Annotated in this window: 28 protein-coding genes; 17 read left to right on the top strand and 11 right to left on the bottom strand. The window is 39.5% G+C overall.

Going from position 1 to position 24,553, the window contains the following annotated elements; genetic code table 11:
* Nucleotides 1-68 precede the first annotated feature (68 nt).
* Genes FN924_RS14310 through FN924_RS14295 form a run of 4 tightly spaced genes read left to right on the top strand, consistent with a single transcriptional unit; the run spans nt 69 to nt 2,440 of the window.
* Complete coding sequence (locus tag FN924_RS14310; protein WP_143895603.1) at nt 69-422, top strand: YojF family protein; 354 nt, start codon at nt 69-71, stop codon at nt 420-422.
* 18 nt (nt 423-440) lie between these two features.
* The gene (gene bshB2 / locus FN924_RS14305; RefSeq protein ID WP_143895601.1) at nt 441-1,106 is read left to right on the top strand and encodes a bacillithiol biosynthesis deacetylase BshB2; all 666 of its coding nucleotides are present in this window, start codon (nt 441-443) and stop codon (nt 1,104-1,106) included.
* Nucleotides 1,107-1,165: 59 nt separating this feature from the next.
* Nucleotides 1,166-2,257: a DUF4097 family beta strand repeat-containing protein gene (locus FN924_RS14300; RefSeq protein ID WP_143895599.1), complete on the top strand. Its 1,092-nt coding sequence runs from the start codon at nt 1,166-1,168 to the stop codon at nt 2,255-2,257.
* Nucleotides 2,258-2,440: a PspC domain-containing protein gene (locus FN924_RS14295; RefSeq protein ID WP_143895598.1), complete on the top strand. Its 183-nt coding sequence runs from the start codon at nt 2,258-2,260 to the stop codon at nt 2,438-2,440. It abuts the gene before it with no gap.
* Nucleotides 2,441-2,711: 271 nt separating this feature from the next.
* On the opposite strand, the gene FN924_RS14290 is transcribed toward FN924_RS14295, so the two are convergent.
* Both FN924_RS14290 and FN924_RS14285 read right to left on the bottom strand, forming a co-directional pair.
* Entirely contained in the window at nt 2,712-3,974 is a 1,263-nt protein-coding gene (locus FN924_RS14290) for an efflux RND transporter periplasmic adaptor subunit (RefSeq protein ID WP_143895596.1), read from the bottom strand.
* Nucleotides 3,971-4,648, bottom strand: a complete 678-nt coding sequence (locus tag FN924_RS14285; protein WP_143895594.1) for a hypothetical protein — start codon at nt 4,646-4,648, stop codon at nt 3,971-3,973. The genes FN924_RS14290 and FN924_RS14285 overlap by 4 nt, the downstream gene beginning before the upstream one ends.
* A 100-nt stretch (nt 4,649-4,748) precedes the next feature.
* Here FN924_RS14285 and FN924_RS14280 point away from each other — a divergent pair, with 100 nt between their 5' ends.
* From FN924_RS14280 to FN924_RS14255, 6 genes are all read left to right on the top strand, one after another.
* Nucleotides 4,749-5,231 carry a hypothetical protein gene (locus FN924_RS14280; RefSeq protein ID WP_143895592.1) on the top strand — a complete coding sequence of 161 codons (483 nt, stop codon included), beginning with the start codon at nt 4,749-4,751 and terminating at the stop codon, nt 5,229-5,231.
* A gap of 203 nt (nt 5,232-5,434) precedes the next feature.
* Nucleotides 5,435-6,361 carry an HPr(Ser) kinase/phosphatase gene (gene hprK, locus FN924_RS14275; protein WP_194709665.1) on the top strand — a complete coding sequence of 309 codons (927 nt, stop codon included), beginning with the start codon at nt 5,435-5,437 and terminating at the stop codon, nt 6,359-6,361.
* 20 nt (nt 6,362-6,381) lie between these two features.
* The gene (gene lgt / locus FN924_RS14270) at nt 6,382-7,212 is read left to right on the top strand and encodes a prolipoprotein diacylglyceryl transferase (RefSeq protein WP_143895590.1); all 831 of its coding nucleotides are present in this window, start codon (nt 6,382-6,384) and stop codon (nt 7,210-7,212) included.
* 12 nt (nt 7,213-7,224) lie between these two features.
* On the top strand, nt 7,225-8,184 hold the full coding sequence (locus tag FN924_RS14265) for a nucleoside recognition domain-containing protein (protein ID WP_143895588.1): 960 nt from the start codon (nt 7,225-7,227) through the stop codon (nt 8,182-8,184).
* Complete coding sequence (gene ppaX / locus FN924_RS14260; protein WP_143895586.1) at nt 8,159-8,797, top strand: pyrophosphatase PpaX; 639 nt, start codon at nt 8,159-8,161, stop codon at nt 8,795-8,797. Before FN924_RS14265 ends, ppaX begins: the two co-directional genes overlap by 26 nt.
* A gap of 4 nt (nt 8,798-8,801) precedes the next feature.
* Entirely contained in the window at nt 8,802-9,332 is a 531-nt protein-coding gene (locus tag FN924_RS14255; RefSeq protein ID WP_143895584.1) for an acyltransferase, read from the top strand.
* A 51-nt stretch (nt 9,333-9,383) separates the two neighbouring features.
* Here the strand turns inward: FN924_RS14255 and FN924_RS14250 are convergent, their stop codons facing one another.
* Entirely contained in the window at nt 9,384-10,301 is a 918-nt protein-coding gene (locus FN924_RS14250) for a ketopantoate reductase family protein (RefSeq protein ID WP_143895582.1), read from the bottom strand.
* A gap of 128 nt (nt 10,302-10,429) precedes the next feature.
* Complete coding sequence (locus FN924_RS14245; RefSeq protein ID WP_143895580.1) at nt 10,430-10,789, bottom strand: hypothetical protein; 360 nt, start codon at nt 10,787-10,789, stop codon at nt 10,430-10,432.
* Nucleotides 10,790-11,215: 426 nt separating this feature from the next.
* On the opposite strand from FN924_RS14245, the gene FN924_RS14240 reads away from it, so the two are divergent.
* From FN924_RS14240 to FN924_RS14210, 7 genes are all read left to right on the top strand, one after another.
* Nucleotides 11,216-12,229, top strand: a complete 1,014-nt coding sequence (locus FN924_RS14240) for a tetratricopeptide repeat protein (RefSeq protein ID WP_323368617.1) — start codon at nt 11,216-11,218, stop codon at nt 12,227-12,229.
* 79 nt (nt 12,230-12,308) lie between these two features.
* Entirely contained in the window at nt 12,309-13,259 is a 951-nt protein-coding gene (trxB, locus tag FN924_RS14235) for a thioredoxin-disulfide reductase (protein ID WP_143895578.1), read from the top strand.
* A 291-nt stretch (nt 13,260-13,550) separates the two neighbouring features.
* Nucleotides 13,551-14,015 carry an NUDIX hydrolase gene (locus tag FN924_RS14230; protein ID WP_143895576.1) on the top strand — a complete coding sequence of 155 codons (465 nt, stop codon included), beginning with the start codon at nt 13,551-13,553 and terminating at the stop codon, nt 14,013-14,015.
* A gap of 13 nt (nt 14,016-14,028) precedes the next feature.
* Nucleotides 14,029-14,913 carry an RNase adapter RapZ gene (rapZ, locus tag FN924_RS14225; RefSeq protein ID WP_143895574.1) on the top strand — a complete coding sequence of 295 codons (885 nt, stop codon included), beginning with the start codon at nt 14,029-14,031 and terminating at the stop codon, nt 14,911-14,913.
* A gap of 4 nt (nt 14,914-14,917) precedes the next feature.
* Nucleotides 14,918-15,874: a gluconeogenesis factor YvcK family protein gene (locus tag FN924_RS14220; RefSeq protein WP_143895572.1), complete on the top strand. Its 957-nt coding sequence runs from the start codon at nt 14,918-14,920 to the stop codon at nt 15,872-15,874.
* Nucleotides 15,875-15,907: 33 nt separating this feature from the next.
* The gene (gene whiA / locus FN924_RS14215) at nt 15,908-16,855 is read left to right on the top strand and encodes a DNA-binding protein WhiA (RefSeq protein WP_143895570.1); all 948 of its coding nucleotides are present in this window, start codon (nt 15,908-15,910) and stop codon (nt 16,853-16,855) included.
* Between the two features lie 154 nt (nt 16,856-17,009).
* A complete protein-coding gene (locus FN924_RS14210) occupies nt 17,010-17,270 on the top strand; it encodes an HPr family phosphocarrier protein (RefSeq protein WP_143895568.1) in 261 nt (86 codons plus the stop codon).
* Between the two features lie 158 nt (nt 17,271-17,428).
* Here the strand turns inward: FN924_RS14210 and clpP are convergent, their stop codons facing one another.
* The 7 genes from clpP to FN924_RS14175 all read right to left on the bottom strand — a co-directional run bounded on the left by clpP (nt 17,429) and on the right by FN924_RS14175 (nt 24,547).
* The gene (clpP, locus tag FN924_RS14205) at nt 17,429-18,016 is read right to left on the bottom strand and encodes an ATP-dependent Clp endopeptidase proteolytic subunit ClpP (protein WP_143895566.1); all 588 of its coding nucleotides are present in this window, start codon (nt 18,014-18,016) and stop codon (nt 17,429-17,431) included.
* A 213-nt stretch (nt 18,017-18,229) separates the two neighbouring features.
* Nucleotides 18,230-18,832, bottom strand: coding sequence for a response regulator (locus tag FN924_RS14200; RefSeq protein ID WP_228409461.1), 603 nt, complete (start codon nt 18,830-18,832; stop codon nt 18,230-18,232).
* Nucleotides 18,810-20,189: a sensor histidine kinase gene (locus FN924_RS14195; RefSeq protein ID WP_143895564.1), complete on the bottom strand. Its 1,380-nt coding sequence runs from the start codon at nt 20,187-20,189 to the stop codon at nt 18,810-18,812. The genes FN924_RS14200 and FN924_RS14195 overlap by 23 nt, the downstream gene beginning before the upstream one ends.
* 28 nt (nt 20,190-20,217) lie before the next feature.
* Nucleotides 20,218-20,811, bottom strand: a complete 594-nt coding sequence (locus FN924_RS14190) for a DUF6305 family protein (protein ID WP_143895562.1) — start codon at nt 20,809-20,811, stop codon at nt 20,218-20,220.
* A gap of 110 nt (nt 20,812-20,921) precedes the next feature.
* Nucleotides 20,922-21,824, bottom strand: a complete 903-nt coding sequence (gene nikC, locus FN924_RS14185) for a nickel transporter permease (RefSeq protein WP_143895560.1) — start codon at nt 21,822-21,824, stop codon at nt 20,922-20,924.
* 25 nt (nt 21,825-21,849) lie between these two features.
* Nucleotides 21,850-22,854, bottom strand: coding sequence for an ABC transporter permease (locus tag FN924_RS14180; RefSeq protein ID WP_143895558.1), 1,005 nt, complete (start codon nt 22,852-22,854; stop codon nt 21,850-21,852).
* Nucleotides 22,855-22,930: 76 nt separating this feature from the next.
* The gene (locus FN924_RS14175) at nt 22,931-24,547 is read right to left on the bottom strand and encodes an ABC transporter substrate-binding protein (RefSeq protein ID WP_143895556.1); all 1,617 of its coding nucleotides are present in this window, start codon (nt 24,545-24,547) and stop codon (nt 22,931-22,933) included.
* Nucleotides 24,548-24,553 lie beyond the last annotated feature (6 nt).

Here is a 24,553-nt window from a genome sequence, read left to right as displayed (position 1 = left end):
CATTAATTTTGACGCATTTATAATATTTGGGTAAGGTTAATTTAGAGAAGCACGAAAGGATGAATGGGATGGAAGCAATTGAATTGGAATTAGTACAAGAGAAATTAGAATCCTATTTAAATAAACATGTCTATGTCCATCTGGAAACAACGAATGGTGCATATGCTAGTCACTTTAATGATCAAGCTTATAACGTTGGTGCTTTCATTCGAAATGCACAGATAAGCTATAAGCAGGCAAAGATTGTTGGGAGTGGCTCTGCCTATAGAGTCGGACTTAAAACAGAAATCGGATGGGTTTACGCAGAAGGCTTGTCTAGCTGGGAAGTAGATGAGCAGAATCGATTATTAATGGCTGGGCACGATCGGGAAGGTAGATTAATGGTTGCCTTGCAAATTAGTGAGACCCCATTTAACAACTAAGCGAGGAGCGTGAATAGAATGGAAAAGCATGTTGTTGTCATATATCCCCATCCAGATGATGAGGCGTTTGGTGCATCCGGTACAATTGCGAAGTTTCGCCATGAAGGGGTTCCGGTTACTTATTTGTGCGGTACTTTAGGTGAAATGGGTAGAAACATGGGAAACCCTACCTTTGCCAATAGAGAAACCTTACCAGAGTATAGAAAGCAAGAATTGATTGCAGCTTGCCAAGTGCTAGATATGGACTTGAGAATGCTTGGCTATCGCGATAAAACGATTGAGTTTGAGTCCCGGGATGAAATTGCAGAACACTTAAAATCTATTTTAGAAGAAATTAAACCAAGTCTTGTCATCACACACTACCCAGGGCATGCGGTACACCCAGATCATGATGCCTTAGGTGCTGCTGCTGTTGAAGCTGTTGCAAGAATGGAGGAAGCACAGCGACCTACATTGTGGGCGCAAGCAATTAGTAGAAATCATGCAGAAGTATTAGGGAATCCAGATATTGTTCAAGATATTACGCCATTCTTTGAGAAAAAAATGGCCACAATTTTGGCACACGAGTCACAAGCACAAGGGGTGCTCGGAGGAATGAATCAAAATATGCCTAACTCTGATTTAGAGGCGATAGCAAAAGAGAGACTCGGAACAGAACAATTTTACACGTGGAAGTTCTCTTAAATCCTTCTATGTCATAAACACGGTATGTTGCATATTCTGATTTTGGGGGTGTTCGTGTTTTGAACGAAGAACGAAAGCGTATTTTAGAGTTGTTAGAAGATGGGTTAATTAGTGCAGAGGAAGCAGAGGAACTGTTTGATACGCTGGAAGAAGCGGAGTCAAAACATACGAATGCCTTAACTACAAAGGTAGATTGGGAATCAGAAGGACATAAGCATGACTATGCGAAACAAGTTCGTTCTACTTCGAAAAAAATTATGCATTTTATTGAGGATGCGGTCCAAAAAATAAAAGATGCGGATCTTGACTTCAATTTTGGAACATCCTACCCTGTATCACATATTTTCTATATGGATGATGCGGATTTTGAGGATATCCATATCGGAATTGCCAACGGGAATATTCAACTATCCGCTTGGAATGAACCAGATGTTCGAGTGGAATGTGAGGCGAAGGTATATCAAGTACAGCATCCATCCGAAGCAAGACAAAAGTTTCTGAGAGAAGCACAATTTGAAATTACAAATAATCGGTTGAATTTCGACATCGCTTCGAAGCAAGTGAAAACGAACGTAATTATACATGTCCCGAACCGTCTGTTTCAGACTTTGGATCTTCGCCTCTTTAATGGAGATATAGCTGTTCGCCAATTAGATGTTACGAGCAGAACCATCAAAACGTCTAATGGTTCCATCAAAGTGGAGAACAGTACAAGTGAAGAGTGGAAGCTGGAAACCATGAACGGGTCTATTCAAGTCGCACATAGTAATGGCAGACAATTAGACGTGGAGACTGTTAATGGATCTATTACATTAGAAGGATATTTTGAACAAATCCATGCTCAAAGTGTGAGTGGGAGTATGGAATGTTATTGCAAAGGAGAAGCGGTTCACTCCGGTCACTTTAAAACGACGACAGGTAGCCTTCGTATTTATCTTCCTCAAGCAAAACGAATTGATGGGAAACTAACAACAAAGCTAGGTAAATTACGTTGTAAGTTTAAAGATGCTCATGTCGTGGAAGATAAACAGGACATCATCAATAAGTTACTTCGATTTGAGGTATTAGAGCAGAAGGAAAATCCTATGTTTATTGAGGCCGACTCAAAAACAGGTTCTATTTGGGTAATACCAATGGAGGAGGAAGAGTAAGTGAAAAAACTACTTCGTACGAGAAATGACCGCTACATTGCAGGAGTTTTAGGTGGCATAGCAAAGTATTTCGGAATTGATGCGACATTAGTAAGGCTTGTATTTGTTGTACTGCTATTTCTTACTTATTTTTGTTCCGCTATTTTGTATTTACTTTGTTGCTGTTTTTATTATCCCAAATGAAGATGATCCTTTTTAAACAATCCATAAAGGGGCTGGGACATAACGAAAAGGATAAGACGAAAAGCCGAACAACAGCCTATACTAGCTCCGGAAATATACGTAGACTCCAGCGGGAAAAAAGGCATCGGTGAGACCCCACCGTGCGTCAGCATGAGGAGGCTCACCAGCTGCCCCCGGAAAGCGTCGTATATTTCCGGAGCAGGGTATAGGCACTATTTATAATTGTTCGTTTTTTCATTGCTTCCTATACTTTTGTCCCAGCCTCCTTCTATCACTTCTCTAGTAAACCAATTAGAATCAATTCTAACCATTCCCTTTTCGAGAATGCTGTAAAAGAAGACCAGCTAATATCCAGAGGATGCATTTTCGAAGCAAAATAACTTTTTTCATCTACATGGATTTCGCTAGGATTCTTTACTACTACATCATTTGATTTCAACCCACTTACTATTTCTACTTTTCCTTCGGCAGAAAGTCCAAGTTGTATCGGTTTTCGAATGACTTTGCTTGCTTTCGTTAATTGATAGACATAGGGCTTTTTACCCTTTTGGATAGCAGATTCCTCTAATGTTGTTACTTGATTAGCTTGCTCTGTCAGGATGGAAACGTCTGCTTTTGCACCAACAGCAATAGAATCTGAAGGTTCGGTTAGTGCTGCCTGATAGCGATAAAAACTATTTTCTCCGACTGTTGGTTCTTCGATAGGGTAATCGTCTACTTGTGTCAGCGAAGTTTCCAGTTCTTCCTTGACACCTTGAACAGATGCTCGTACATCCATTCCAGTCTCTACTTTTTGGAGCTCGTTATTCGTAAGCTTTCCTTCTATCGAATAGTTATTGGTTGCTAACGTTACAACAGGATTCGTTAACGTTTTATCCAATTTTATAATTGTTCCAGCTACTGTGGAAGCTTCTGTTAGAACGGCTTGATTGCCTCCTGATTGAAGACTGTTTAGCTCCTGTTCTAATTTAGTAATTTCGGCTTCTAATCGGTCCATTTCGAGCTGTTGCTTAAAGATTTCTTGAGTGATAGCACTTGAAATCATATCTGAAGTTATATTATCCCCAACAATGTTTAATTTTTCTTCGATCTCATAGTCGCGATTTTCTAATTCACCATTAGAATCTGGAAGGCGAACTTGATAATTTCTTAACGAATTCATATAACGTTCAACACTAGTTATGTCCTCTTCTTTTTGAGTAATTTCAGCTTCCAAAGAAGCCTTTAATTGTTCCTGTTCGGGAGCTCGGTATTCGAATAAAGGTGTCCCAGCCTCTACTTTATCCCCAACTTTAACGAGAAAGCGAAGGAACTCTTTATGCTCACCGTCAAAAAAGACATCTTCTTTAGCGGAAGAAACAACTACACCTTTTGTTGAGAAGCTTTTAATGACATCCCCTGTTTTTGCTTTCTCCCAATCGGTGATGTACATCGTTCTAGAGATGGTATCTCCTTTATTTGATATAAGATAACCGTTTAAGCCGACTAGAGATACAGAGAGAAGTAGAAGGATGACTAGAGTCCATTTTTTCATGATAGAATTCCTCCTTCTATAAGCCCGGATATTTCGATCGTCGCCATGAGAGCGGTAAATACCCATAGCAGCACAAAGAATAGTAAGACGCTAATAAATACTACTCTTTTGGATTTCGTCGTAAATTGACTAAGAACATAATAGAGAATCCCTAATAGGAAAAGCTGAAAGATAGTAATCGAAGCAAAAAAGTGATTCCAGTATGGGATTTCTATGTATAATTGACTTATGACACCGAATGAAAAAGGATTACTGACTTGATTTAAGTCAAATAACACATAGGTCAAATAGGTAATACCTTTTTCTACTAAGGTAAGCATAAAAACACTGAATTGAATTGCAACTGCCTTTTTGTATGGAAAGTGCAGGATGAACGAAAAAAGCCAAGCACCTAAAAAGATAAACAATGCTGGGTAAAGAATACTTAAAACGATCCGTCCAATGAGAAAAAATAGTTTACTAGTTTCAAATGTCTCGCTAGATTGAGAGACAACAAGTCCTGAAATGGATTCTGTACCGATTCCAAAGTAGCTACTAGTCAGGAAAAGCAAAAAGGTTAAGAACCACGTTAACGCATAACTGCGCCACATATGTGTAACCACTTCTGCTTTTTGTAATTGAAAGAGAGTGATCGATGGATGAAATAAATTTCGGAATGGTTTAATTCTGTACATATATGTATCCCCTTCGTAATAGTTTCCGTATTCCTATTCTAACGTAAATTGGTGAAAATAGGGAATTTTTGTTGATAGAAAATTTAAAAGGAGCACCAACATGCATAAGCTAATTTATCTATTACATTCAAATGGATCGATGCAAAAGCGCGATATCATCCAATCCATGAACTGGACATTAGAGCAATTCAACGACGAAACAAAACAATTAAAGGAGAATAACTGGCTACTAGAATTAGCTCCGAATCTGTTTGTTATTACCGCTCAAGCTCGACAGGCGTTGAAAACGTTAACCGAACAGAAGGAACAACTCATTCAACAGGAGCAAATGGATCAAAAACAACGCTCCGATCCGTTGAAAAAGAATTCATTGGCTAGGTTAAACGAGAGGGTAAAAGAATTAGAGGTAGAATTGAGAATAGCAAATACAAAAATCGTTTCACTGACTCAAGAAAATGAGAAGTTGAAATTTAATTATAAGCAGAAAGTGTCTTCTATGAAAAGGTCGTCAACCATTACACACCAGCTTGTTCCACGACTTGGGATGTGGCTAGATTTAGGACAAGCGGAGCACGAAAGATAGTAGAAGGAGAATACGATTATGATTCAACTAATGATTCGGCGTCTCCATTCTACCAAGACGATGATGATCGTTATTTTGAGCGGGTTAGAAAAGGAGAAGAATAGGGTAAGAAAGACATCTTATATAGAGTTATGCTAGGCTTGCCAAACATGCTACAATAGGTAGCAGTAATGTACAGCGTAGTCAAGATGGAGGGAATAATCATGGTCAAAGTTCGTACACAGGATTTACTGGACAATTTCAACTTAGAATTAGTAGCTGGAAAAGACGGTGTGCATCGAGAAATCTATAAAAGTGACATTTCCAGACCAGGGATTGAAATGACTGGTTATTTTAAATATTATCCGAAAGACCGTTTGCAGTTATTAGGAAAGACAGAGCTTACCTATTTTAATGAATTAAAGCCAGAAGAACAAAGAGATCGTGCTAACAAACTATGTACGGACATCACACCCGGCATTGTGATTACAAGAGGAATGGATATTCCAGAAGTACTAGTTGAAGTGTCTAATACATCTGGCGTGCCATTACTGCGCTCTCCACACAAAACGACTCGAGTAACAAGTCGCTTGACGAATTACTTGGAGGCTAAATTCGCACCATTTACTGCGATTCACGGTGTATTGGTTGATATATATGGAATCGGTGTGCTCATTACTGGAAAAAGCGGGGTTGGGAAAAGTGAAACAGCCTTGGAGCTTGTAAAGCGCGGACACCGCCTTGTTGCCGATGATAGTGTAGAGATTCGTCAAGAAGACTATGACCGTTTAATTGGGAGCTCGCCTCCACTTATTGAGCACCTATTAGAAATTCGTGGGCTAGGTATTATTAACGTGATGACATTGTTCGGTGCGGGTTCGGTACGAAGCTATAAAAAGATATCATTAATTATAAATTTGGAGCTTTGGGACCAAAAGAAGCAATATGATCGTCTTGGCCTAGAAGAAGAAACCGTTAAGATTATGGATGTAAGCATTCCGAAAGCAACACTACCTGTTCGCCCAGGAAGAAACTTAGCAGTTATTATCGAAGTGGCCGCTATGAATTTCCGTTTGAAGAGAATGGGGGTTAACGCAGCAGAGGAATTTTCAGAACGATTAACCAGTATGATTGAACATGGAAAAGAATAGTTCGACTAGGAGGGAATACGTTGACTTGTAGTGAACCATCACTAAGTCGGGTTTTCTTAGAGCTTGGCCCGTTCACCGTTTATTGGTACGGGGTTATCATTGCGACGGGAGCCTTTTTAGGACTCTGGCTTGCGACGAGAGAATCCGATCGATTAGGACTTAAAAAAGATGTATTTGTTGATTTAGTTGTGTTTGCGATACCAATTGCGATTATTTTTGCACGCATTTATTATGTTATTTTTGAATGGGAGCAATATGCAGGTGGTACTTGGTGGGATGTCTTTGCCATTTGGCAAGGTGGCATCGCCATTCATGGTGCTCTTATTGGGTCTGTCTTAACAGCAGTTATATTTGCTCGTGTTAAAAAGATGTCCTTCTGGCAGCTTGCAGATATTGCAGCACCGAGTCTTATCTTAGGGCAAGCGATTGGAAGATGGGGAAACTTCATGAACCAGGAAGCACATGGTGGTCCCGTTAGTGAAGCGTACTATAACAACTTTATGCAATATTTACCTGATTTTATTACGAATCAAATGTGTATAGATGGTGTGATGTACCATCCAACCTTCTTATATGAATCCGTATGGAACCTACTTGTCTTAGGCTTCCTACTTTGGTTCCGTCGCAAAAATCCAAGACGCGGAGAGGTTTTCATTAGTTACATGATGGCTTATTCTGTTGGACGTTTCTTTATAGAAGGAATGCGTACAGATAGCTTGTATGTCGTAGGACAATTAAGAGCAGCTCAGCTTATTTCGATTTTACTGATTGTTCTAGGTATCGCTCTTATCGTGTATCGTCGTAAGACTGGTCTTGCGAATAAAAAATATAATGGCAAAAAAGTGGGATAGGAGGATATTGAATTGGGTCAAATCTGGAAAAGAGGACTTAAGGCTGGCTTAGACTTAACATGGACATTAGGTAAAGTTATCTTTCCCGTTACACTTATCGTATCCATCCTTGAGCACACGCCAGTGCTTCAATGGATAATTGATTTTTTAACGCCATTCATGAAACTGATCGGTTTACCAGGTGAAGCGGCTGTGCCAATTGTTCTCGGAAACCTGCTAAATTTATACGCAGGAATCGGGGCGATTGTGTCGTTCGAGTTTTCTGTGAAAGAAGTATTTATTATGGCCATTATGCTGTCGTTTTGCCACAACCTTATTATCGAATCAACGGTTGCTAGTAAGGTTGGAGTGAAATGGTGGATTGTGATTGGGGTCAGAATCATGCTCGCATTTGTGTCAGCTTCGTTGATCCATTTGTTTTGGAATGGTGGCGGTGAGGCAGCACAATATGGATTTATTTCAAAAGGTGACGCTGTACCAGAAGGTTGGCTGGCCATCGGAGTAGATGGTCTTCAGACCGCATTTATGGGGATTGTTCAGCTAGCAGTAATTGTGATTCCATTAATGGTTGCTATGCAGTTTTTCCGTGAACTTGGGTGGATGGAGAGTGTGTCAAAACAGCTGACTCCATTTACGAAATTTTTAGGAATGAATAAAAATACCTCGATGACATTAGCAGCAGGATTAACACTCGGCCTCGCATATGGAGCGGGACTGATGATTCAAGCAGTGAAGGAAGATGGAGTGTCACGGAAGGATATGACGCTTGCTCTTATATTTCTCGTCTCCTGTCACGCAGTAATTGAGGATACAGTCGTTTTTATCCCTTTAGGTATTCCAGTATTACCCCTTTTATTCATCCGGTTGGTAACTGCCATTCTTTTAACCGCTCTTATTGCGTGGATTTGGAAGAAATATGAGTCATCGGCTAGAAAGGAACCAGTTCATGAACATCACTACCATTCTCTTTGATTTAGATGGAACATTAATCGATACAAACGAATTAATCATCGCATCCTTTCAACATACGTTGCTTCAGCACGGAGATCGAGCGTATGATCGTGAGGAAATTTTATCCTTTATTGGTCCTCCATTAAAGGATAGTTTTCAGCTTGTCAATCCTGACAAAGTCGAGGAAATGTTTAAGACATATCGGGAACATAACTTAGCGAATCATGATGACTATGTGGTCATTTATCCTACCGTAGCAAATACGCTGAAGCAGTTGAAGGAAAAAGGCTTTAAGTTAGGAGTCGTGACGACAAAAATAAATGCAACCGCTTGGAAAGGATTAAAGTTGACTGGAATTGATTCGTACATGGATGTTTTAGTTGGGTTAGATGATGTCCAGCATGCGAAGCCACATCCAGAACCAATCATCAAAGCATTAACTAAGCTAGGAGCTACTGCTTCGGAAACCATTATGGTTGGTGATAATTATCATGACATAGAAGCGGGAAAGAATGCTGGGACTAAGACCGCAGGGGTTGCCTGGTCCATCAAAGGGAGAGCTTCTTTGGAAGCTCATAAACCGGACTTTATGCTAGAGGAAATGAAGGATCTTTTGCAAATCGTAGGAGCGTGAAGGAATGCGTCGAACGGAACGATATCGAGTAAAAGAAAATAATTCGTTATGGCACGTTTATAAGACCGTTCCTTTTTTAAAAGTGGTCAAAAACTTTATCGTGATTCAACTTGCACGTTACACACCATTTTTGTCGATGAAAAACTGGCTGTATCGAACATTCCTGCGAATGAAGGTTGGAGAGCATACCGCGTTTGCTTTGATGGTCATGCTAGATGTTATGTTTCCAGAAAAAATTTCAGTCGGAAAGAACTCTGTAATTGGCTATAATACAACAATCCTTGCGCATGAATATTTGATTAAAGAATATCGTCTTGGCACAGTGACAATTGGAAATAATGTCATGGTCGGTGCAAATACGACCATCTTACCTGGAGTGCGTATAGGGGATGGAGCAATCGTTTCTGCTGGCACCCTCGTACATAAAGATGTTCCTGCAGGTGCTTTTGTCGGCGGAAATCCAATGCGAGTGATTTACTCCAAGGAAGAGATGGAAAAGCGGATGAGGGAAGATTCGTTTTTGCAGGATGATTAGAAAAAAGTTGACTTCATTTCCGAGAGGAAAAGAGTCAACTTTTTTAATTCGTTAGGACCGGACATCAAAAGGCTTAATGATTCCATAAATCGTCTCCGTATAAGGAAGCGTTAGTCCAAGCTTCTTCGCTTGTCGCAGTGCACCACCATGAATATGTTCGACTTCAAGCTGCAGCCCCTTACGCCGATCTTGATGCATAGAAGAGGTTGCTTCTGGATGGAACTGATGAAGCTTGTCAAATCCATCCTTCACATGCTTTTCTGTAATCGAAACACCCGAAGCCTTGGCAAGGTCTTTCATTTCTTCTAACAGCTTATAAGCAATTTTTATCGTGGCTTCTTGCTCACTAATGGGTCCGATAGGTAAATTGCTTGCTGTCGTAATTCCGGAGAAAGCATGAATGAACATATATTTATTCCAGATAGCTTCTTCAATATCATCGCTCCACGTACTTTTAAAGTTCGCCGATTCCGAAATTTTTTGCAAGGTAGCGCATAATTCGTTTTGACTTGGATGAAGTGCACCGAATACCATATCGTGTGCTTTACTCGTATGGACGACATGGCCATTTTTATCTAAAGTAGCAATAATAAAAGCTAAGCCACCGAGCACGTTTTCGGTTCCGTAGCGCGTCTGTAACATTTCAAAATGCTCGTTGCCATTTAATATAGGTAAAACTTTAGCCCCCTTCTCGACGAGAACATCTAACGCGGAATAAGTCGTTGGAAGATGATATCCTTTGACAGCAAGTAAGACAAGGTCAGCAGTTGAAATATCTTCAGCGCTCTCCACAAACTGTAGGTTTGTTACCTCGTAGTCGCCTTGTACACTATGAATATGTAATCCGTGCTCTCGCAGCTGTTGTGCCCTTTTGGATCGGACAAGATACGTGACATGTTGTCCGGCTTCCTGCCAACGTGCTCCAAAATAAGCCCCCAAAGCACCTGCTCCTAAAATAACGATGTTCATAGATACTCCCCCTTTTAGGTTTAACTTGTTTATAATGTAAAAAGATAATTTAATATATCTTTATCCACCTCTAACCGTTCTGTTAGATAAATAGTTTAACAAACAGGTGTTTTATCCATTTTCTTGCTTTAAAGTTCTTGCGTGCTTTTCCGGTTTATGATGAATAAATAGACGTTAACTAGTAAAAGAAGACTTACATGTAACACTGGGCTCAATTGTAGTTGTTCAGCAGAAGAGTTAGTACCTGCTTCCCACATCTCACTTCTAATAACTTGACTATTAAATAGAAGTGTAAATGTTAGAACCCATATTGTTATCCCTAGTCCTATCCTGGTCTGGAAGGATAGTAACGCAATCAATAACACGCCACTTGCAATAAAAAATAGGATTTGTGCTATGAGAGCTTCTGCAGTTGTAAAAGAAACGGGAATGTCCGATAATATCAGTGTTTTATATCCGAATGCTATCCCTCCTGTAACATATCCCAATACGAATAATATAGTCCCTACAGTGTTGCTTATTTTTGCATTAATATGGAATCTTTCCTTTCGATTTCCTATTTCCTGAGTTGTAAGTTAGTTTAGTATAATACACATTATTATTTTAACATAAATATCCATTTTATCTTGCTGTTTTATGTATGAGTTTTTACAACTATGGATGTACGTCTTAATTCCCGCCTCCGATCAAGTAAGGAAAACCATTTATTATGGCACTTTCAATCTTTTATGTTTCAACTTTCGTTAGGTAGCTAGATGCCGAATGGCAACCAAGTCGTTTTTACATTATTCAATCTTAAAGAAAGCGTTAAGAAAGGTGGGTTCATCGCGTTTAGCTATATAATAAAAATCTTAAATGTGATATACTTCAAACGGTACACACAAATAGAAGCGGTATAAGAAGGAGGGGAGACCGTGAATACTTCAACAGTGATAACAGAGAACATGTATAAAGACAAGGTCATCCCTTTCATTCCAGAAGGTGATTTCTACTTTACAAAAGGGGTAGAAGCTTTCCAGAAGAGGAAATTTGAGTTGGCCATAAAGTGGTTGAAAAAGGCCATAGAGCAAACGCCAAAAGAAGCGTTATACCAATGTCAATTATCGATTGTCTATACGGAAATTGGTCAATTTCATAAAGCAAATCAACTATTAACAGAAGTGGTCTCAGAACACGGAGAACATTATATAGATTGCTATTACTTAATAGCAAATAATTATGCTCATCTCGGATTGTTTCAAGACGCAAAGCGCTTTGCGGAAACTTACTTAGAAAAGAACGTAGATGGAGAATTTAAGGAAGAAGCAGAAACGTTACTTGATTTGATGGATTTGGATGAAGAAGAGGACGATGATGATTGGGCTTACGAGGAAGAAGATGAGCTTTTAATTTATCAGGAAACCGTCTTTTATCATTTGGAAAGGGAAGAATGGGATATTGCGCTTCCACTTTTGGATGAATTAATGACCTTATTTCCTACTCATGTGTCCGCGAAGCATGAATACGCGTTTGCGAAGTTTTTTGACGGGGATCAAGGAGAAGCTTTTCGACTGGAGAAAGAATGGTTAGAAGAAAATCCACAGTCTTTATATGGACATACGAATCTTGCAATCTTCTATTATGAAAGTGGACAGCAGGAAATGGCAGATGAGCACATTGAAGTCATAAGAAATGTATATCCAATTCATGAGCAACAAAAGCTTCGGATTGCTTTTACATTAGCCCGTACAGGTTATTGTGCAGAAGCATATAGTCGATTTAGAGCTTTATCTAAATCACAATTACAGGGGCATGTTTCATATTATAAATGGTACAGCGTTGCAGCGTACCATTGCGGAGAAGTAGACAAAGCAAACGTCTTATGGGCAGAAGCATGCAAACGATTTACGTTTTTGGATAAAAACGTGAAGCCGTGGAATGCTGAATAATAGGAATGAGCATATAACTAGACCCAAAGACTTATTCATTAGATAATAGGCTTGAATTTAGTAGGGGGGCTGATGATTCATGGCCGAAGATAAAATATATGATGTAATTATTGCAGGTGCTGGACCAGCTGGAATGACAGCTGCGGTATATACATCACGTGCAGATTTAGATACGTTAATGCTAGAACGCGGAATTCCTGGTGGCCAAATGGCAAACACCGAGGATGTAGAAAACTATCCTGGCTATGATCATATTCTTGGACCAGACTTATCAACTAAGATGTTTGAGCACTCTAAAAAATTTGGTGCGGAATATGCATATGGAGATATCAAAGAAGTTATTGATGGAAAAGAATTTAAAACAGTTGTTGCAGGAAATAAAGAATATAAAACAAGAGCATTAATCATTGCAACGGGTGCTCAATACAAAAAAGTAGGGGTTCCTGGTGAAGAAGAGTATGGTGGCCGTGGTGTTTCCTATTGTGCGGTTTGTGACGGTGCTTTCTTTAAAGAAAGAGAATTGATCGTCGTTGGTGGAGGAGATTCTGCCGTGGAAGAAGGCGTATATTTAACTCGCTTTGCTAGTAAAGTAACGATTGTACACCGTCGCGATGAGCTACGTGCCCAAAAGATTTTACAACAACGTGCATTTGACAATGACAAAATTGAGTTTGTGTGGGATACCGTTGTGGAAACCATCAATGGAGAAAACAACAAGGTGTCCAGCGTTACCTTGAAAAACAAAAAAACAGGTGAAGTATATGATAAAGAAGCACAAGGTGTCTTTATCTACGTGGGAATGGTTCCATTAAGTGAGCCGTTTAAATCGCTAGGAATTACTAATGAAGAGGGATATATTCCGACGAATGAAAGTATGGAAACGAACGTACCTGGCGTTTTTGCAGCTGGAGATATCCGCGCAAAAGAGCTTCGTCAGATCGTGACAGCAACTGGTGATGGAAGTATTGCTGCACAGGCTGCACAAGCTTACGTCGAGCATCTTCTAGATGAGATAAAAGTAAAAGGGTAAAAAATATTCAAAAGTAAATGCATTTTAACTCTGCTGTAACACGCACGAAATAATTATGGGGTACAATGAACTTAACTAATTGACCCCCTTTTAAAGATAAATTGTCTTTGCACAAGTGATTGATGTCGCTTGTGTCTTTTTTTGCTTTTTTCTAGAATACTGACTATGGAAAATTTACATTTGGTTCATAATATTGTGGGTAACGAAATATTCATTGTATAATGGAAGTAGTATTTAAGAATATCATCCGGTTTGAACTTGCACATGTAGTGTATTGAAAGAAGTGATTTTTTGCGAAGAACAGCAAATGGTATTTTACTGAAGGACAAACATATTTTAATGATAAAAAAACCACGTCGAGGCTGGTATGCAATGCCGGGTGGGAAAATGGAACTTGGAGAATCTGTCAAAGAAGCCGTTACTCGTGAATTTCAAGAGGAAACAGGTCTTCTATTAGAAGAGCCTCAACTTTCAGGTGTTTATACATACATTATCCAGAATGACGAGGAAATCGAAATGGAATGGATGATGTTTGCCTTTTCCGCAAAAGACTATACGAAAGATCTTGTAAGTGAATCGGAAGAAGGAGAGCTTGAGTGGATTCCGATAAGTGACGTGTTAGACAAGCCAATGGCTGAAGGAGACCGTCTTATTATCAAGCATGCTATCGAGCGAGATGAAATCATGTACGGAACGTTTTATTACACACCTGACTATTCACTTTTATCCTATAGGTTAGATCCATCGATAAAATAAGGGGAGATAAACATTGGCTGATCAAAATCAAGAGATCAAGCTCGTTATTATTACTGGTATGTCAGGAGCGGGTAAAACAGTTGCTGTTCAAAGCTTTGAGGATTTAGGTTTTTATTGTGTAGACAACCTACCACCAGCTTTATTACCAAAGTTTTTAGATTTGATGAAGGATGCTACAAACGGGATTCAAAAGGTAGCGCTCGTCATGGATTTGCGAGGACGTGAGTTTTTTGATTCCCTTTTTGAAGCGTTAGACAAGTTAGGGAAAGAAGACTGGTTAGAGGAACACATCGTATTTTTAGACGCAAAGGACCAAAAGCTTGTTTCTCGCTATAAGGAAACGAGAAGATCCCATCCTTTAGCTCCAGAAGGACTACCGTTAGAAGGAATTAAGCAGGAGCGTCGTATTTTAGATGAGTTACGAGGGCGTGCACAGCGGATTATTGATACTACCGAATTAAAGCCACGACAACTTCGGGATAAGATTGTCGAGCTGTACTCAGAAGAGCAGCAGGACATCTTCTCAGTCCATACCGTTTCCTTTGGGTTTAAATATGGCTTACCGATTGATGCGGACCTTGTCTTTGATGTTCGATTTCTTCCGAATCCACATTATGTAGAGCATATGAGACCATTAACGGGGTTGAATTCTGAAGTATCCTCCTATGTATTCAAGTGGTCCGATACACAAAAGTTTTTAGAAAAAGTAACGGACCTTTTACAGTTCATGCTTCCTCAATATAAGAAGGAAGGAAAAACCCAGCTTGTGATTGCAATTGGCTGTACAGGCGGGCAGCACCGTTCGGTGGCGATTGCAGAGTACTTAGCAAAACAATTTTCAACGAACTATGTAACCCATGTATCACATCGGGACATAGAAAAGAGAAAGGGACAATAATTTTATGCCGAAACAACCAAGCATAGTAGTCGTTGGCGGTGGCACTGGCATGCCCGTTCTGCTGCGAGGGTTGAAGGACTACCCTATCGATTTGTCGGCAATCGTAACGGTGGCAGACGATGGAGGAAGCTCCGGTAGACTTCGTACAGAAATGGCGATACCAGCCCCAGGAGATATACGAAATGTAATAGCTGCTCTATCCGATGTAGAACCAATGCTTTTGGACTTGTTTCAACATCGCTTTAAGAATGGCAATGGACTGTCTGGGCATTCGATGGGTAATTTACTTCTAGCCGCCATGACTTCCGTAACCGGAGATTTTTATAACGGGATAAAAGAGATATCTAGAGTGTTGAATGTGAAGGGGAAGATTTACCCGATTGCAAATCAGAATATGTATTTACATGCGGAGATGGAAGACGGTCAAATTATTTATGGCGAATCCAATATCCCTTTAGCAAATAAAAAAATCAAGCGTGTATTTTTAAGTCCAGAGCCAGTGATGCCTCTTCCAGAAGCGGTTTCCGCAGTAACTAATGCGGACTTAGTTGTTATAGCACCAGGTAGCTTATTTACGAGTACCTTGCCCAATTTAATTGTTCCACAAATTGGAGACGCCTTGCGTCATACTAAAGGAAAAGTAGTCTATGTCTGCAACGTCATGACACAGGAAGGCGAAACAACTGGATTTACGGCCGCAGACCACGTTCAAGCGATACATGATCATGTCGGTGCTGGCTGTATCCATTCTGTCATTGTAAACAATGAAAAAATTGAAGGAGACGTTCGTGCTATTTATGCAGAAGAGAACGCCGAACCTGTAATTTACGATTTGGAACGACTTCGCTCGATGGACATTGATGTGATTGAGGCAGATATTATTGACCATTCGAAGAAAATGCTTCGTCACGATACAAACAAAGTAGCAAACCTTTTATACTCCCTTTTGGAAACCAATTAGAGCAGGGGGATTAAATTTTTTGGGGGTGAGAAAATGTCGTTTGCTTCCGATATAAAAAAAGAGCTTACCAATGTATCAAATAAGCCTTGTTGCGCCAAAGCAGAATTAGCGGCACTTGTTCGAATGAATGGGGCCATCTCACTTGCAAGACAAGATTATTTACTTGATGTGCAAACGGAAAATGCGGCAATTGCTCGCCGTATTTATACGTTAATCAAAACTGCGTATTCCTTGCCAGTTGAATTATTAGTTCGAAAGAAAATGAAACTGAAAAAGAATAACGTCTATATCGTTAGAATGAAAGAAAGAGTAAGAACCTTCCTATCTGATTTAGATATTCTACAGGAACCGTTTACGCTCGTCCGTTCTATTTCTAGTTCCTTTACGGAGAAGAAATGCTGTAGTAGAGCCTATTTACGTGGGGCATTTTTAGCAGGTGGCTCGGTGAACAACCCAGAAACGTCATCCTATCATCTGGAAATTTTCAACTCTTATAAGGAACACAATGATGCGTTGTGTGACTTACTTAATAATTTTCAATTGCATGCAAGAAAGTTAGAAAGAAAAAAAGGATATATTACGTATATTAAAGAAGCTGAAAAAATCACAGATTTCTTAAGTAATATTGGAGCTCACCAAGCCTTGCTGAAATTCGAGGACGTGCGAATTGTTCGCGACATGCGTAATTCCGTTAATCGACTTGTAAATTGTGAAACGGCTAATTTAAACAAAACAATCGGTGCAGCGTTCCGACAAGTGGAAAACATCCGTTTTATTGATCGAACCGTGGGATTAGATGCTCTTCCCGATAAGCTTAGAGAAATTGCGACCTTACGAGTAGAACATCAAGATGTTAGCTTAAAGGAATTAGGAGAGCTTGTCTCGACAGGGAAGATTAGTAAATCGGGTATTAACCACCGTCTTCGGAAAATAGATGAATTTGCCGATAAATTGCGAAGAGGCGAGCCGATTACGAAGTAAAGAGAGCGACTTTTTAACTATTTTTATTTTTTAGATATACTTCCACTCATGTTTCGCATATACTCTCTTTTAAGGATAGTAAGAAATTGCTTAAAAGAGAGTATTTTCTTTTTCGGAAAAATGATAGCGCTTTCTTTTGAGGGGAGGAGAGACAATGGAAAAAACGGTTCAAGTGTCCATTGAACCTGGACTACAAGCTAGACCAGCTGCACAATTTGTCCAACTTGCGAATCGCTTTTCATCAGATATATTTATTGAAAAGGATGGGAAGCAAGTAAATGTGAAAAGTATTATGGGGCTTATGAGCTTGGCAATCGCGTATGGGGAGGAGGTTACATTAATAGTAGAAGGTTCGGATCAAACAGAAGCCATAGAAGAGCTTGAAGCGTTTGTGCTTGGGAAAGAGAGCACATAATAGAACTAAGAGGGATAAGATTACTAAATTTTATAAGATAATGCCAATCTTTGATTGTTAAACTTTAAGATAGTAATAATAAAAAGTCCGAACTAATTGGATTTAGTTCGGACTTTTTTGTCGATCAAAAAAATGTTTGACTACTATTCATATCTTACTTAATCAGGCTTTTTTTCCATAACCTTGTCAATTAAGCCGTATTCCAGAGCTTTATGAGCTTCCATGAAGTTATCACGATCTGTATCACGTTGGATGATTTCCAATGGTTGACCTGTACGCTCAGATAGAATTGTATTTAGCTTTTCACGCATTTCGATAATACGACGTGCGTGGATTTCGATATCAGAAGCTTGACCTTGTGTTCCGCCCAATGGTTGGTGAATCATTACTTCACTGTTTGGTAACGCATAGCGTTTTCCTTTTTCACCAGCAGCTAAAAGGAAAGCACCCATAGATGCTGCCATACCAATACAGATCGTGGATACATCTGGTTTGATAAACTGCATGGTATCATAAATAGCCATACCAGCTGTAATAGAGCCACCTGGTGAGTTAATGTATAAAGAAATGTCTTTGTCTGGATCTTCGGCTGCTAAGAAAAGTAATTGTGCAACAATGCTGTTGGATACATTATCATCAATTGCACTTCCTAGCATAATAATACGGTCTTTCAGAAGACGAGAATAAATGTCGTAAGCACGTTCGCCACGATTGGTTTGTTCAATGACTGTAGGGATTAAGTTCATAAGAACGGTTCCTCCTTTTTCTATTCTTTCTTGTATTCATTTGTTTCATTACTATCTTCATCTTATACGAAAGGTCAATAAAGGTCAAACAAAAGTGATTCTTTATGTAAGTAAATGTTTCCAATGTAGGTAACCCCATTACATAATAATCGTTCCCACATTTGTAGGTATTTAACCCTCTATTTTTATCTGGACCTATTTTTTACAAAAAACCTACATTACTCGGTACGCGTTTTTTGGTCGCCCCTTTGTTCCGTACATAGAGATGACTTCTACCTCTCCTTTTTCTGCCATATGGTTTAAATAACGATGAACGGTTTGATAGGAAATGGGTAATGCTTGTTCAATTTCTGTTATGGAAAGGGGCTTGTTTTGCTGAAGTAAGTAGGACTTAATCGTTTGTCTAGTTGACGTATTGATTCCCTTATCCACGAATACCTCATTTTCTTCTTTGGTTATTTTACTAATTTTTAGGTTTAGGCGGATTCTTGAAATTAGGTCTGGTGCTTTGATTGGCTTTAGTGCGAAATCTGTTGCCCCAGCTTGATGGAAACGGTCCGCTATTTCTTGCCTTTCATCTACAGTAAGGACAATAATGGGAACGGAATCATTGATTTTTCTAATTTCTTTCGTTGTCTTGAGTCCGTCCCAGTCTGGCATGTGGTAATCTACAAGAATGAGTTCTGGATTTAGCTTTTTGGACAATTCGACCCCTTGTTTGCCAGTTGCAGCTTCAGCTACCTTCCAATCTGCGAATTCACAAATTTCCTTTATAGTGAAACGGATATCTGGATTATCCTCCACGATTAAAATCATGATCGTTCCCCCTTTGTGATGGTATGTATATATCAATTTTTGTATGACTGCCTAGTGCACTAGATACTGCAATACTTCCACCATGATAGTCTACAACTCGTTTGACAAAGGTTAACCCTAAACCGGTAGAATCCTTTGTACTAAAACCTTCTTCCCAAATCGCCTGTAAATCCTCTTGACTGATACCAGAGCCGTTATCCCAAACCTCAAATAACACACCAGTTAAATGGGAAGAAACAGAGATTCTAATTTTTCCTTGTTTTCCTTGAAAAGAAACGATGGAATTTTCAAGAATGTTCGATATAGCACGTGAAAATCGAATTTTATTTACTTGGATAGGTGGTAAGTCTTCCTCGATTTCTAACTGCATATCAATAAGCTGTTCATCGAGTGCTAAATGACTTGTTACATAGTCCATCAGCTCGGTTACAGAGATAGTCCGCTTTATATCCTCATAGAGGATTTCAGAAATCATATCACTCATTTTTTGGACAGAGCCATCCACTCGATTGAGGTAGTCTTTTAGCTTCGGATCTTTTTCATATGGATATTTCATTTGAATGAGCGAGAGTAATCCTTCAACAGAAACTAAAGGTGTTTTTAAGTCGTGAACGAGTGAGTGAATTTCTTGATACACCTTAGATTCTATTAAGGCAAACCGGGTTCTTTTTAACTCTAATTCTTGTTTTTGATACTCCTTCAGCGTTGTTAATTGCTTGTTATATAGCGTCATTAATATCGTATAAATAATGGAAATGATGACCATTACAATACATAAGGCTAAGAAGAGTGTGGTTAACAGTTCATTTTGGGATAAATATCGATCCGTTATCTTTAATGAAATTGCTAGATCATCGGTTCCAAAGTGAAATATAGTTAAACTATTAATCAAGCTTAAACATTGAAATGCAATAACCGTAAACAAGCTTAGTACCGAAAAGGATAAATAAAAATCCTTTCGTGTTGGAATATATACACGATAGAGTAATAACAAGGCAAGCGTTAAGAAATGGGGGACATAAGCATAATGTTCCTTGTATAAAATATTCAAACTAAGCACGAACATTAATGTAAGTGTAATAAAAGCATAAGAGAAGCGAATTCTTTTCCATATTCTCGTTAGTTGTGTGGCGATTAGTGTTGAACCGATATAAATAAATATAAATAGAATAGAGCTTCTACACACATAAGAAAACGCAGATAGGAGTAGTCGTCCACTGTCTTCAAACGCTAAGCTGTCTTGAATTCTTTCTTGTATTTGTATTCCCCAACCACTGGATAGGTTGGGGAAGAATAGACCGTAAAGAATGACAATCATGCCAACAATTCCAGGTATATTTCGTGAAGGAGAGCCCATTTATTTTCATCCTTACTCATACATATTGTCAACGAAATGCTGCGTTTAATGGAGTTGCCAGATCATCTAATTGCTCCACAAAAGTAACTGGTATATCTGTTTTTTCTAATTGGCTTTTGATATTCCTTGAGAGGTAAGGTTCTTTTACTCCAATAAAATAGGAGGCATACGGGATTGCTTGTAGTAATAACGTTTCCGTGTGTTGATCTGTTCGATAAGCATTAGAAATATAGGTAATAATTACAGGTTTACTAGTTGCGTTTGCTTCCTTTAATAGAGTTAGCATTCTTGTTTTTTCTTCTTCGAACTCTCTGTTTATCTTATGTAAAGCATTGCTACTGTATCCTATATCCATGATAATCGTTTCATAGTCATATAAGTCAGACGCAAGAGCCCTTGGCCGAAAGTCATTATCTAGGTATAGATCATCAGCAATGTTTTCTATTATTTTGCCTTCAATGGCTTGACCCGCAGATGTAAGAAGTACTTTCTCTTTGCCGATTGGTGCAGGTAGATTTGGATAGGTGTTTAATAACAATTTAGATGGAGTTGGAAAAGGAATCCAGATGAACAAAATGCTCAACATAATCAAAAGTAAGATAGGTTTCCATGCCTTTATCATCTAAGCACCACCGTTCCATATAATAATCTATATTCTAACAACGAAAAAAATAGAAGGCAAAATTGTGAGATGCATTGCCTTCCATTTTTCTAAGGTAGATTAAGAGCATTTTATTGTTTAAGCTTTGGATCTAAGGCATCTCGTAGGCCATCACCGAATAGATTGAAGCCAAGCACAACAAGAAAGATTGCTAGACCTGGGAAAAGGACCCAAGGAGCAGATTGCAGTGCTGCCCGACCATCACTGAGCATGGCCCCCCATTCCGGTGTTGGAGGCTGTGCTCCTAAACCTAGGAAGCTTAAGCCTGCGGCATCTAATATGGCGGTCCCAACACTTAATGTTGCTTGCACAATAATCGGTGCTAAACAATTCGGTAATACGTGAGAAAATAAAATTCTATTATTCTTGGCACCGATGGCCCGAGCTGCTTCAATATATTCCGTTTCCTTCACGGATAAGACGGTGGACCTGACAATTCTAGCAAATTGTGGAACCCCGACAATCCCAACCGCGATCATCGTATTCGTTAAGTTGGTACCTAATACGGCTACCATGGCAATTGCTAGTAAAATACTAGGAAAGGCCATCAGTATATCAATAATACGCATAATGATGAGATCGCACCACTTGCCGAAGTATCCGGCAATCCCACCTAAGAGGATTCCGACAATGGCTGAAATTCCAACTGCGATAATCCCGACTTGGATAGAAATTCTTGTTCCATAAACAATGCGACTAAATATGTCTCTTCCTAACGCATCTGTCCCTAACCAATGTTCCCCGGAAGGTGCTTGGTATCGATTGATAATGTCTTGTTCAATCGGACTATGCGTTGCAACAGCCGGTGCAAAAATGGCTACAACGATAAGGAGTGTAATAATCGTTAATCCAATGAAAGAAGTCTTACTCTTTATAAGGCGGATGAGCGCTTCTAACCAGATATTGGGTGTTTTCGTCTTAACTTTCGCTTGCTTTGTTACGTGTGGCGACAGATTTGTTTCCAATCTGATCACATCCTTTCATAAAAGAGACTAGACATTACTCGTAGCTGATTCTTGGATCAAAGTATTTGTATAAAATGTCAGTAATCAGGTTGACGATTACAAAAATCGTAGCGATAATCAATATTGAGCTTTGGACCACTGGGTAGTCTCGTCCGAGTACAGCATTAAGTACGTAGCGACCGATACCAGGCCAAGAGAAAATCGTTTCCGTTAATACGGCTCCGCCTAACAATAAGCCGAACTGCAAACCAATCACCGTTAACACGGGTAAGAATGCATTTTTGATGGCGTGTCTAAAAATAACAATTGGCTTTGCTAAGCCTTTTGCATTTGCTGTTCGAATATAATCCTGTTTCATGACTTCCAACATGCTAGAGCGAGTCATTCGCGCAATGATAGCCATCGGAATGGTTCCTAAAGCTAGCCCTGGCATTAAGAGGTGAAGGAAAACATCTTTAAACGCTGCCCAATTTCCAGTTAGAATACTATCCAATAAATAAAAATTCGTAATGGATTCTAATTCAATATGGTTGGAAAGCCGACCGGAAGCTGGAAGAATATTGAGCTGAACGGAAAAAATCCATATCATCATAAGACCTAGAAAAAAGATGGGTAAGGATACACCAAACAAGGCACCAGTCATACTCAAGTTATCAAACCAAGAATATTGCTTAACAGCAGCAATTACTCCGGCCAATACTCCGATAACTATGGCGACAGTCATGGCAAAAATGGTGAGCTCCATTGTTGCTGGTAATCTCGTTGAAATTTCTACGCTAACTTCTTCTTTTGACTTTACCGATTCTCCGAGGTCCCCTTGAACAACATTTCCAACATATCGACCGTACTGAACGAGAAACGGATCATCTAGTCCCATTTCCTCTCGTAGCTGCTCCAATTGCACTTCCGTTCCTTTTTGACCTAATAAGCTTTGCGCAGGGTCACCAGGAATGAGGAAAAGGAGGGAGAAGGTAAGGAGAGATACGCCTAATAAGACGGGGATAAGTAATAATATTCGTCGAATGATATAGCTTAGCACGTAGATTCCTCCTTTACATAAAGCTTAATAAGAGGGAATTAAGACCGACAGATGCCGGTCTTATTCGTTCCCAACATTACTTAATATCTAAAAAGTTAAAAGGTTCACTACCTGTAGGGTGAGGCTGATAACCAGTAACACTCTTGTTCGCTGCTAATGGTGGTGTTGTATGAGCAATTGGTACCCAAGGTGCATCCTCATGAATAATTTCTTGAGCCTCCATGTAAAGCTCAGTACGCTTTTCTTTATCCATTGTCGTTTGTGCTTCGATAAGAATATCGTGAAGCTCATCACTCTTATAGAATGCATAGTTTCCAGCAGATCCCTTTTTCGCATTGTCTTTATCTAGTAGAACATATAGGAAGTTATCTGGATCCCCGTTATCACCAATCCAGCCCATTAAGGCCATTTCGTGTTCTCCATTTTCAGTCTTGGCAAGATGTGTATCCCAGTCATTTTCGATGACTTCAACCTCAATGCCAACCTCGCCTAACATTTGCTGGATTACTTGTGCAGTTACTTTAGGCTGTGGCATGTATGGTCTCGGGTTTGACATGATATCCAACGTAATTTGGAAGCCGTCTGGATAACCAGCTTCTGCTAAGAGACGTTTTGCTTCTTCGACATCATAGCCATAATCTTCTATGTCATCGTTATAGCCCCAAATAGAAGGAGGTAATGGGTTTTTCGCTTCTTTTCCAATTCCTTCATAGAGCGTAATTAATTTTTTCTTATCAATAGCAAGGTTAATAGCTTGACGTACTTTCTTTTCTTTTAATGGACCTTTTTCCATATTCATCGCCATGTAGCTGACGTTCATAGAAGGACGACGAATAATTTGTAAATCATCGGAGCTTTCAACCTGTTCAATATCTTGTGGGTTTAATCCATTCATTACATCAATGGATCCGGATTGTAATTCCATGAAACGAGCTCCATTATCCGGAATCACTCGGAAAATAACTTCCTCAACTTTCGGTTTTTCTCCGTAGTAATCAGGATTCTTGGAAAGGGTAATACTGTCATCCTTCACCCATTCTTCAAACACAAAAGGTCCTGTTCCAACTGGGTTTTTGAAGTAGTTTTCCCCATGTTCTTCAATAGCCTCTGGACTAGCAATTCCGAATGGAGGCATTGCTAATGTATAAAGGAACGGAGCGTTAGGTTGTGTGAGCGTAAACGTCACCTCATAATCCCCGGTTGCTTCTACTTTTTCAATGATGCCTGCAGGGTTGTCCTCTGTGGCACCAAACATGTACCCGTAGTACGCATATTCTCCACCAGTTGCCCAACGCTCAAAGTTAAATACAACATCTTCGGCAGTGAAGTCGGTACCATCATGGAATGTCACGTCCTCACGAAGCTTAAACGTCCATGTCTTTCCGTCTTCACTTACGTTCCATTCTGTTGCAAGCGCTGGACGAACTTCCGTGTTTTTCTCTTTATATCGAACTAATGTGTCATAGATTTGGTTCGTTACATATAAAGACTCTCCATCCGTAACTTTTGCTGGATCAAGCTGTACAGAATCCGCACCACGACCAAAAACTAAGGTGTTTTTGTCACCGCTATCTGTAGAATCTGTACTCCCATCGTCTGGTGAACTACTGGAGCTATCCTCACTACAAGCTGTAATGAGAAAAATTGATACAATTAGAATCCCTATAAAGGACCAAAGTGAGTGTTTTTTCATTGTTTC

The organism is Radiobacillus deserti, assembly GCF_007301515.1.
In the GTDB taxonomy this organism is placed as follows: domain Bacteria; phylum Bacillota; class Bacilli; order Bacillales; family Amphibacillaceae; genus Radiobacillus; species Radiobacillus deserti.
Note: the sequence above shows the minus strand (reverse complement) of the source record. Positions and strands in the feature narration are given on the sequence as shown.